Origin of the sequence: Streptomyces sp. NPDC005302 (genome assembly GCF_040607345.1) — a bacterium.
GTDB lineage: Bacteria > Actinomycetota > Actinomycetes > Streptomycetales > Streptomycetaceae > Streptomyces.
On the sequence record NZ_JBEXGN010000040.1, the window covers coordinates 1 to 9,995 of the forward strand.

The 9,995-nt window shown below is 70.2% G+C and carries 10 protein-coding genes; 5 read left to right on the top strand and 5 right to left on the bottom strand.

Annotated elements, in window-relative coordinates; genetic code table 11:
• Positions 1–131: 131 nt before the first annotated feature.
• From thpD to ABZT74_RS33740, 5 genes are all read right to left on the bottom strand, one after another.
• Complete coding sequence (gene thpD, locus ABZT74_RS33720) at positions 132–1,019, bottom strand: ectoine hydroxylase (protein ID WP_356441174.1); 888 nt, start codon at positions 1,017–1,019, stop codon at positions 132–134.
• 7 nt (positions 1,020–1,026) lie between these two features.
• Complete coding sequence (locus ABZT74_RS33725; protein ID WP_356174011.1) at positions 1,027–1,431, bottom strand: ectoine synthase; 405 nt, start codon at positions 1,429–1,431, stop codon at positions 1,027–1,029.
• Between the two features lie 50 nt (positions 1,432–1,481).
• The gene (gene ectB / locus ABZT74_RS33730; protein ID WP_356174014.1) at positions 1,482–2,753 is read right to left on the bottom strand and encodes a diaminobutyrate--2-oxoglutarate transaminase; all 1,272 of its coding nucleotides are present in this window, start codon (positions 2,751–2,753) and stop codon (positions 1,482–1,484) included.
• A 58-nt stretch (positions 2,754–2,811) separates the two neighbouring features.
• Positions 2,812–3,351: a diaminobutyrate acetyltransferase gene (gene ectA / locus ABZT74_RS33735; RefSeq protein ID WP_356441177.1), complete on the bottom strand. Its 540-nt coding sequence runs from the start codon at positions 3,349–3,351 to the stop codon at positions 2,812–2,814.
• A 492-nt stretch (positions 3,352–3,843) separates the two neighbouring features.
• The gene (locus ABZT74_RS33740) at positions 3,844–4,944 is read right to left on the bottom strand and encodes an aminotransferase class V-fold PLP-dependent enzyme (protein ID WP_356441180.1); all 1,101 of its coding nucleotides are present in this window, start codon (positions 4,942–4,944) and stop codon (positions 3,844–3,846) included.
• Positions 4,945–5,119: 175 nt separating this feature from the next.
• Between ABZT74_RS33740 and ABZT74_RS33745 the strand changes: the two genes are divergently transcribed.
• From ABZT74_RS33745 to ABZT74_RS33765, 5 genes are all read left to right on the top strand, one after another.
• Positions 5,120–5,965: a basic amino acid ABC transporter substrate-binding protein gene (locus tag ABZT74_RS33745; protein ID WP_356174023.1), complete on the top strand. Its 846-nt coding sequence runs from the start codon at positions 5,120–5,122 to the stop codon at positions 5,963–5,965.
• Entirely contained in the window at positions 5,962–6,792 is an 831-nt protein-coding gene (locus ABZT74_RS33750; RefSeq protein WP_356174026.1) for an amino acid ABC transporter permease, read from the top strand. The genes ABZT74_RS33745 and ABZT74_RS33750 overlap by 4 nt, the downstream gene beginning before the upstream one ends.
• On the top strand, positions 6,789–7,577 hold the full coding sequence (locus tag ABZT74_RS33755) for an amino acid ABC transporter ATP-binding protein (RefSeq protein WP_356174029.1): 789 nt from the start codon (positions 6,789–6,791) through the stop codon (positions 7,575–7,577). The genes ABZT74_RS33750 and ABZT74_RS33755 overlap by 4 nt, the downstream gene beginning before the upstream one ends.
• Before the next feature lie 79 nt (positions 7,578–7,656).
• Positions 7,657–8,748: an amidohydrolase family protein gene (locus tag ABZT74_RS33760; RefSeq protein WP_356441183.1), complete on the top strand. Its 1,092-nt coding sequence runs from the start codon at positions 7,657–7,659 to the stop codon at positions 8,746–8,748.
• Positions 8,749–9,035: 287 nt separating this feature from the next.
• On the top strand, positions 9,036–9,971 hold the full coding sequence (locus ABZT74_RS33765) for an SCO1860 family LAETG-anchored protein (RefSeq protein WP_355876567.1): 936 nt from the start codon (positions 9,036–9,038) through the stop codon (positions 9,969–9,971).
• Positions 9,972–9,995 lie beyond the last annotated feature (24 nt).

A 9,995-nucleotide genomic window follows, 5' to 3' on the forward strand; every position in this document is an offset into this window, starting at 1 on the left:
GGCCGACGCCGCCCGGCTCCTCGCCGTCCTCCCCCGCTGCCCCCGCTGGTGGGGTGGGCGGGGGCCCCTCCTCCCGTACGCATCGCGTACGGGAGGAGGGGCCCCGGCCCGTGGCCGAGCGGCGAAGGGGGTCAGCGCACCGGCGTGAAGTCCCGCGCGCCGATGAACTCCGGCCTGCGCACCGGAGCCGCGAAGGGCTCCACGGCGGCGTTCTCCACGCTGTTGAACACGATGAAGACGTTGCTGCGCGGGAACGGCGTGATGTTGTCGCCCGAACCGTGCATGCAGTTGCAGTCGAACCAGGTCGCCGAACCGGCCTTGCCCGTGAAGAGCTTGATGCCGTGTTGGGTCGCGAAGCGGGTGAGCGCCTCGTCCGAGGGCGTGCCCGCGTCCTGCATCTGCAGCGACTTCTTGTAGTTGTCCTTCGGGGTCTCGCCCGAGCAGCCGAGGAAGGTCTTGTGCGACCCCGGCATGATCATGAGACCGCCGTTGGTGTCGTAGTTCTCGGTCAGCGCGATGGAGACGGACACCGTCCGCATGTTCGGCAGACCGTCCTCGGCGTGCCAGGTCTCGAAGTCCGAGTGCCAGTAGAAGCCGCTGGCGCCGAAGCCGGGCTTGACGTTGATCCGCGACTGGTGGACGTACACGTCGGAGCCGAGGATCTGCCGGGCGCGGCCCACGACCCGCTCGTCACGGACGAGCCGGGCGAAGATCTCGCTGATCCGGTGCACCTCGAAGACGGACCGGATCTCCTGCGACTGCGGCTCGATGATCGAGCGGTCGTCGGCGCGGATCGCCGGATCGGTGACGATCCGCTCCAGCTCCTGCCGGTAGACGGCGACCTCGTCCTCGGCGATCAGTTCCTCGACGGGGAGGAAGCCGTCGCGCTCGTACGTCTGGAGTTCGGGCACGGTGATCGGGCCGGGTCCGCCCGGCGCACCCCACAGGACCGGGTCCTGTCGGGGCAGGGCCACTTCGGTGGTGCCTCGGCTGGGGTACAGATCGGTGAGCGTGGTCATCGGTGTGTCACACCTCCTCGGGTTCGGTGAGCAGCGGGTAGACGCCGTTCTCGTCGTGGTCCTCCCGCCCGGTGACGGGCGGGTTGAAGACGCAGACGCACCGGAAGTCGGTCTTGGGACGCATGGTGTGGCGCTCGTGGCCGTCCAGCAGGTACATCGTCCCGGGCGAGATCCAGTGCTTCTCGCCGGTCTCCTCGTTGGTGAGCTCGGCTTCGCCCTCCACGCAGAGCACGGCCTCGATGTGGTTCGCGTACCACATCTGCGTCTCCGTACCCGCGTACAGGATCGTCTCGTGCAAGGAGAAGCCGACCTTCTCCTTGGCGAGGACGATGCGCTTGCTCTCCCAGGTGCCGGTCGCCGCCTTCACATGCCGGTCGGTGCCTTCAACATCCTTGAACGAACGGACTATCACGGTGGTGCGATGCCTCTCTCTCGTGCTTCTCGTGGTGTGCGGCGGTCTGGTCAGACGGTCTCGCGGACGGCGCGGGCGAGGGTACGCAGGCCCTCGTCGAGCTCGTCGGGGGTGATGGTGAGCGCGGGCAGCAGTTTCACGACCTCGCTCTCGGGGCCGGACGTCTCGATGAGCAGGCCGAGTTCGAAGGCACGCTTGGCGACGCGCCCGGCGCGGTCCTTGTCCTTGAACTCCAGGCCCCAGACGAGGCCGCGGCCCCGGTACTCCTTGACGTCGGCGAGGTTCTCCTCGGTGATGGAGATCATCGCCTGTTCGACCTGCTCGCCGCGGGAGCGCGTCTGCTTCTCCATGGCGGAGCCGTCGGCCCAGTACGCCTCCAGGGCGGCGGCGGCCGTGACGAACGCCGGGTTGTTGCCGCGGAACGTGCCGTTGTGCTCGCCCGGCTCCCAGATGTCCAGTTCCGGCTTGAACAGGCACAGCGACATCGGCAGCCCGTAGCCGCTGATCGACTTGGAGACCGTCACGATGTCGGGCACGACCCCGGCCTCCTCGAAGGAGAAGAACGCGCCGGTCCGGCCGCAGCCCATCTGGATGTCGTCGACGATCAGCAGCATGTCGCGGCGCTTGCACAGATCGGCGAGGGCACGCAGCCACTCGGGCCGCGCGACGTTGATGCCGCCCTCGCCCTGCACGGTCTCGACGATCACCGCGGCGGGCTGGTTGAGGCCCGAGCCCTGGTCCTCCAGGAGCCGCTCGAACCACAGGAAGTCCGGGACCTGGCCGTCGAAGTAGTTGTCGAAGGGCATCGGGGTGCCGTGCACCAGCGGGATACCGGCGCCGGCCCGCTTGAAGGCGTTGCCGGTCACGGCGAGCGAGCCGAGCGACATGCCGTGGAACGCGTTGGTGAACGACACGATCGACTCGCGGCCCTTCACCTTCCGCGCGAGCTTGAGCGCGGACTCGACGGCGTTGGTGCCCGTCGGGCCGGGGAACATCACCTTGTACGGCAGGTCGCGGGGCCGCAGCACCAGGTTCTGGAAGGCCTCCAGGAAGCCGCGCTTCGCGGTCGTCGACATGTCGAGACCGTGGGTGACCCCGTCACGCTCCAGGTAGTCGATCAGGGCCCGTTTGAGCACGGGGTTGTTGTGCCCGTAGTTCAGTGACCCGGCACCGGCGAAGAAGTCGAGGTACTCGTGGCCGTCCTCGTCGTACATGCGGCTGCCCTGGGCACGGTCGAAGACGGTGGGCCAGTTGCGGCAGTAGCTGCGCACCTCCGACTCCAGGGTCTCGAAGACGCTCAGGTCGGGCTGGGTGATGGTCACGAATCGCTCCTCGAAGCGTGGGGGGGCGGAAGAAGAAGGGGGCGAGGGGAGAAGAAGTTCAGAGGGAGAACGGGCCGATGCGGTACAGCACCTCGGGGTCGTGCGGTCCGTCGGGGAACTGGTCCGTCTCGAACAGCACCTCGCGCTCGACGGCCGCGCCATGACGCTCTGCGTACGACAGGAACAGGCGCTCGGAGGCGGTGTTGCCCGGGGAGATCGTCGTCTCCAGGACGGACAGTCCGCGCTCGGCGGCCACCCGTGCCGTCAGCCCGTCGAGCAGCCGCGCGGCCAGTCCGCGTCCGCGGTACGCGGCGTCGACGGCCACCTGCCACACGAGCAGGGTGCGCGGACGCTCCGGGCGTACGTACGCGGTCACGAAACCGACGGGGCGCCCTTCGGCGTCACGGGCCACCGCGGAGGTGCCGGCGAAGTCACGGCACCACAGCAGGTAGCTGTACGAGGAGTTCAGGTCGAGAGTTCGGGAGTCCTTGGCGATGCGCCAGAGGGCGGCCCCGTCGGCCACCTCCGGACGGTCGATCCGAAGGCCCTCCGGCATTTCCAGGAATTCCGCTGACAGGTCTGGGTGTGCGGCGGTCATGCGGATTGAATTTACCGATGGAAAGCCGAAATTGCATCGTCGGACGGGGTTACGCGCAGCGCCTTCATGTGTTATCGCGCGCCTGTGAGGGAGTGGCCGCGCACACAACTTTATGACCGGTTTTGCACGGAAAATACCGGAGAAAACGGGCGCGTTGTGGAGTGCGTCACAGCATCGTAATGCGCTGGAGACCCGCCCGAATTACGTCGGTTGGCGTTCGCGAAATCTTTGCGTTTAGCCGCGGAGATCGCGGGCAGAAGAATGCGGGAAGCTATTCAGGAGCAATTCGGTATCCGAATTGACAGCAGGATAAGCGCGTGGAAGAGATGTGCAATTCCCGCGGTGCCGTCGGTCCGGGCCACCGGGCGCGCCGGGCGCGCGCGTGCCTGCCCGCCGGGCCGCGTTCCCGCGGCCCGCGCGGCGGCGCCGGACGGAGCCGGCGCACCGGCGGAGGCGCGCACGCCCCCGCCGGGCGCTCCGGGCCGGGACGGATCAGCCCCAGGCCTGCGCCACGGCGCGGCGCGCGCCCTCCAGGTCCACCGGGAAGCCGGACTCGGCCAGCGCGGCGCCCAGGCCCGCGAGGCTGGAGTGGACGGCACCCCGGGTGGCGTCCGGGCCGTAGTGGTTCACGCGGATCATCGACTGCGCGAGCGCGCCGCCGCCCGCGGCGAGCGGCAGCACCGGATCGGCGGCCAGCGCCTTGGCGACCAGCGCGGACGCGTCCGCCCCCTCGGGCACCCGCAGCGTCGTCGCGACCGGCGCCGCGTCGGAGGCGTCGTGGACGTACGGCTCCAGGCCGCCGCCGAGGGCCACGGCGCCCGCGCGGGTCGCCGCGGCGGCCGAGGCGTGCCGGGCCATCACCGCGTCGAGACCCTCACCCTCGATCCGCTCGACGCACGCCTCGAGCGCCAGCATCTCCAGCTGCGCCGGGGCGTGCAGCAGCGCCTTGCGGCCCCCGTCGACCCACCGCTCCTTCCAGTCCAGCAGGGAGAGGTAGGAACGCCGCGGCGCGGCGGGGTTCGCGGCCATCCGCGCCCACGCCCGCTCGCTCACCGACACCGCGGACACGCCGGCCGGGCCGCCCATCGCCTTCTGCGCCCCGATCACGCACAGGTCGACGCCCCAGGCGTCCGGCAGCACCGGCTCCGCGCCGATCGACGCGACGGCGTCCAGGTAGAAGAGCGCGCCGTGCTCCCGTACCACCTCGCCGATCTCCGCGACCGGGTTGGTGTTCCCGGTGGCCGCCTCGGCGTGCACGAGCGACACGAAGTCGATCTCCGGGTGCTCGGCGAACGCGTCACGGATCTGTCCGGCGGTGACCGCGGTGTGGAAGGGCACCGCCAGATCGATCACGGTGGCCCCGCAGTCCCGCAGCCAGTTCCCGAAGGTCTGCCCGTACGGCCCGGTGACGACGTTGAGGGCGGTGGTGCCGGCTCCGGCGGTGCCGCGGATGGCGCCTTCCAGGGGCAGCAGCGCCTCGCCCTGCATGATCACGACGTCCTGCTCGGTGGAGAGCAGCCGGGCGACGCGGTCCTCGATCGACGCGAAGTGCGCGGCGCTCAGCGGCGCCAGGTCAAGAAAGGGGTGGGTCACGGCGGTGCTCTCTTCGCTCTCAGGGATCGACGATCAGAGCGTATCCGGCGGCCCCCGCACCGCTCGGACCGGCGAGTTCTGAGGCCGTACAGCCCAGTGGCCATCGGATTGATTTGAGGAACCCAAACATCTCCTTATAATCGGAACCCTTCACTCCCCCCACAGGAGGTCCCCCGTGAACCCCGTCCTCGGACGCAGGCCCCGCATTCTGGCCGCCACCACCGCCACGGCAGGGCTGCTGCTCGTGGCCGGCTGCTCCTCGGGCGGCGGGGGCGGCAAGTCCACCACCGCCGACGGGGTCCCGCTGGTCAAGGCAGGTCAGCTCACGACCTGCACCCACCTCCCGTATCCGCCCTTCCAGTCGGAGATCGACGGCAAGGTGCAGGGCTTCGACGTGTCCCTCATCGACCTGGTCGCCAAGGACCTCGGCGTGAAGCAGGACATCGTCGACACCCCCTTCGAGAACTTCAAGACGGGCGCCTTCCTCAACTCCGAGCAGTGCGACCTCGCGGCGGCCGGCATGACGATCACGCCCGAGCGGGCGAAGAACGTCGACTTCTCCGACCCGTACTTCGACGCCACCCAGGCCGTCCTGGTCGACAAGAAGAGCGGCATCGGATCCTTCGCGGACCTCAAGGGCAAGAAGGTCGGGGCCCAGGCGCAGACCACCGGCGAGGAGTACGCGAAGAGCAAGGGGCTCGACCCCGTCTCCTTCGAGTCCTCCGACGCCGTCCTCAACGGCCTGCGCACCGGCCAGGTCCAGGCCGTCGTCATCGACTACCCGGTCGTCCAGGGCTGGCTCAAGGACAAGGCCAACGCCGACGCCTTCAAGGTGGTGGACAACCTCAACACCGGTGAGCAGTACGGCTTCACGGTGAAGAAGGGCAACACCAAGCTCACCGCCGCCATCAACAAGGCGATCAAGGACGCGAAGGCCGACGGGACCTACAAGAAGCTGTACGAGAAGTGGATCGGCCCGTACGACGCGGCCGCGGCCTCCGCTTCGCCCTCCGCCTCATGAGTGATACCGACACAGAGGTCGCGCCCCGCCGCTCGGGCATGAGCAGGCGGCAGAAGCGCTCGCTGTCGCGCGGCGCCCAGTACGTGGTCTTCGTCGCCGTCGTGGCCGTCTTCGCGGTCACGGCGGACTGGGGCCGTCTGAAGAACCAGTTCGCCCAGTGGGACCTGGTCAAGCAGATGTTCCCGGACGTCATCACGCTGGCGCTGAAGAACACCGTCCTCTACACGGTGTCCGGCTTCGCCGTCGGACTCGTGCTGGGCATGGTCATCGCCCTGATGCGGCTGTCGTCGGTGGGCCCCTACCGCTGGGTCGCCGGGATCTACATCGAGATCTTCCGCGGCCTGCCCACCCTGCTGATCTTCGTCTTCGTGGGCGTCGCGGTACCCCTCGCGTTCCCGGGCACGGAGATCCCCGGCGGAACGTACGGCAAGGTCGCCATCGCGCTGGGTGTGGTGGGGGCCGCGTACATGGCGGAGACGTTCCGCGCGGGTATCCAGGCGGTGCCCAAGGGGCAGATGGAGGCGGCCCGTTCGCTGGGCTTCTCGCACGCCCGGGCCATGGTCTCGATCATCATCCCGCAGGCGTTCCGGATCATCCTCCCGCCGCTCACCAACGAGCTCGTGACCCTCTTCAAGGACTCCTCGCTGGTGCTGATCCTCGGCGTGACGCTGGAGGAGCGCGAACTCTCCAAGTTCGGCCGCGACCTGGCGAGCACGTCGGCCAATTCCACGCCCATCCTCGTCGCCGGCCTGTGCTACCTGCTGGTGACCGTGCCGCTCGGATTCGTCGTCCGGCACCTCGAGGCCAAGGCCGGGGAGGCCAAGTGAGCACACCCGAGATCCAGGTCGAGGACCTCCACAAGTCCTTCGGCGACAACGAGGTCCTGCGCGGCATCGACCTGGAGGTGGGACAGGGCGAGGTCATCTGTGTCATCGGCCCGTCCGGCTCCGGCAAGTCGACCCTGCTGCGCTGTGTGAACCTCCTGGAGGAACCCACCCGGGGCAAGGTGTTCGTCGGCGGCGCGGAGGTCACCGACCCCGATGTCGACATCGACGCCGTACGCCGCCGCATCGGCATGGTCTTCCAGCAGTTCAACCTCTTCCCCCACCTGTCGGTGACCGAGAACCTCACGCTGCCGCAGCGCCGGGTGCTCCGCCGGGGCAAGGCGGAGGCGGCCCGTGTCGCGGCGGAGAACCTCGACCGGGTGGGGCTCTCCGCGAAGGCCGACGCCTACCCGGCCTCGCTCTCCGGAGGCCAGCAGCAGCGCGTCGCCATCGCCCGGGCCCTCGCCATGGGCCCCCAGGTGATGCTCTTCGACGAGCCGACCTCCGCCCTCGACCCCGAACTCGTCGGCGAGGTGCTCGCCGTCATGCGGATGCTCGCGAACGAGGGCATGACGATGATGGTCGTCACCCACGAGATGACGTTCGCGCGCGAGGTCGCCGACCGCGTCGTCTTCATGGACGGCGGCGTGATCGTCGAGGACGGCACCCCGGCGCAGGTCATCGGGAACCCGGCCCACGAGCGGACGCGGCACTTCCTGTCCCGGCTGCTCGACCCGGCGATGGCCGACGTCGAGGAGGACACGAAGGGCCCGTCGGACACGCCCTAGGGGGAGCCGCCCCGCCGCAGCGGCTGCTCCCGGGGGCCGAGCCGTCCCGCCGGGACGCGGCCTCACTAAGGTGCAGTGCATGAGCGAAGACGCTGTGCTGCACGTGAAGGGGCGGGTCCTCGTCGGACCGGACGACGTCCGCGACGAACTGTGGGTCGTCGGCGGCCGGATCTCGTACGAGCGTCCCGGCGGCGCCCGTGACGTCCGCACCGTCGAGGGCTGGGCCCTGCCGGGTCTCGTCGACGCGCACTGCCACGTCGGGCTCGACGCGCACGGCCCGGTCCCGGACGAGGTCTCCGAGAAGCAGGCGCTGACCGACCGCGACGTCGGCACCCTCCTCGTGCGGGACGCCGGTTCGCCCTCCGACACCCGCTGGATCGACGAACGCGACGACCTCCCGAAGATCATCAGGGCCGGCCGGCACATCGCGCGCACCCGCCGCTACATCCGCAACTACGCCCACGAGATCGAGCCCGAGCACCTCGTCGCGTACGTCGCGCGCGAGGCCCGGCGCGGCGACGGCTGGGTGAAGCTCGTGGGGGACTGGATCGACCGCGGCACCGGCGACCTGAGCGCGTGCTGGCCGCGCGAGGCCGTCGAGGCGGCCATCGCCGAGGCCCACCGGCTCGGCGCCCGCGTCACCGCGCACTGCTTCGCCGAGGACTCCCTGCGGGACCTGGTCGAGGCGGGCATCGACTGTATCGAGCACGCCACCGGCCTCACCGAGGACACCGTCCCGCTCTTCGCCGAGCGCGGCGTCGCGATCGTGCCCACCCTCGTGAACATCGCCACGTTCCCGCGGCTCGCGGACGGCGGCGAGTCCAAGTTCCCGACATGGTCGGCCCACATGCGCCGCCTGTACGAACGCCGCTACGACACGGTGCGCGCCGCCTACGACGCCGGGATCCCGGTCTACGTCGGCACCGACGCGGGCGGCACCCTCCCGCACGGCCTCGTCGCGGCCGAGGTCGCGGAGCTCGTCACCGCGGGTATCCCGCCCGTCGAGGCGCTGTCCGCCACCGCCTGGGGAGCGAGGCGCTGGCTCGGCCGCCCGGGCCTCGACGAGGGCGCGCCCGCGGACCTCGTGGTCTACGGCGAGGACCCGCGCGCCGACGTACGGGTCCTGGCGGCTCCGCGGCGGGTGGTCCTCAACGGACGGATCGTCGGCTGACGGGATCATGCGGCCGACGGACGGGCGCGGTTGACGGAACGTGACGATCCGGACGCCGCGCTCGTTACGCACTCTCGTGGCCGCTCCGGCGTGCGGTGCGGCGTGTCAACCAGCGCATTCGTCCAGTGCTGTTGATCGAGTGACGGCGGGGAACAGTCGTGCCGTCGGATTCGAAGACTTGCACGGGAAACCCACGTCCGGGTGAACTCACGCCAGGTCGCTGACTGTTCACTCTCAGTGCGTAATTCTTTCCGGGTCCCAGGCTTTCTCTTATGGGGGTCCCACCCTTGAACAGCAACAACTACCGTATGCCCGCACGCCGTTTCGCCGTCACGGCGGCGGCCACCGTCCTCGCCGCGGGTCCCACCGCGCTGGCCGGTGCGGGTTCCGCTCACGCGACCACCGACCAGGGTCGCGCGAGCGCCGTCGTACTCCGTACCGGACTCGACGTCTCCCTCCTCAACAAGACCGTGAACGTCCCGCTCGCGGTCTCGCTGAACGAGGTGCAGGCACCAAGGAGCGCCGAGAAGACCGCGCTCACCGCCCAGTTGGACGGCGTCGACCGCGGACGCCCGTTCAGCGTGCTGCGCGCGGACGTCGCCAGTGCCAAGGCCACCGTCGCGGACGGCAGGGCCGAGGGCTCCACCCGCATCGCCCACGCCGCGGTCCATGTTCCCGGGCTGCCGCTCCTGTCGCTCATCGAGCTGGAGGCGGTCTCCTCGAAAGCGACGTGCGAGGTGGGCAAGAAGCCCGTGGCCACCGCGAACCTGCTGGGGTCCGTCAACGTCCTGGGCAAGAAGGTGACGCTGACCGCGGGCGGTCCGACGGAGGTGAAGGTGCCCGGCGTCGGCGAGGTACGGCTCGACCTGTCCAAGACGGAGACCACGACCCGGACGGCCGCCGCGTCGGCGCTCGAACTCAAGGTGTCCATCAACCCGTTGAAACTGAACGTGGCGGAGGTCGAGGGCACCCTGACGCTGGCCGGGGCCACCTGCGAGACGCCCCCGGCGCCGGCCGCCCAGCAGGCGGAGCCCTCCGAGCCCGCCGGGCCCGCGGACTCCGCCGAGCCGGTGACCGAGGTGAAGCCGCAGGGTGCTCCGGCGGAGGCCGGGCTCGCCGAGACCGGCGGCAGCTCGACGACGCCGTACATCGCGGGCGGCGCGCTGGCGCTGCTCGCCGCGGGCGGCGGAGCGGTCGTCCTCTCCCGCCGTCGGCGCGGCTGACCTCTCCCGCACGGGGCCCGGCCC

Coding starts and splice junctions, on each gene's coding strand:
- ABZT74_RS33760 (WP_356441183.1), top strand. CDS start 7,657: ATGAGCGAAGACGCTGTGCTGCACGTGAAGGGGCGGGTCCTCGTCGGA.
- ectA (WP_356441177.1), bottom strand. CDS start 3,351: ATGACCGCCGCACACCCAGACCTGTCAGCGGAATTCCTGGAAATGCCG.
- thpD (WP_356441174.1), bottom strand. CDS start 1,019: ATGACCACGCTCACCGATCTGTACCCCAGCCGAGGCACCACCGAAGTG.
- ABZT74_RS33750 (WP_356174026.1), top strand. CDS start 5,962: ATGAGTGATACCGACACAGAGGTCGCGCCCCGCCGCTCGGGCATGAGC.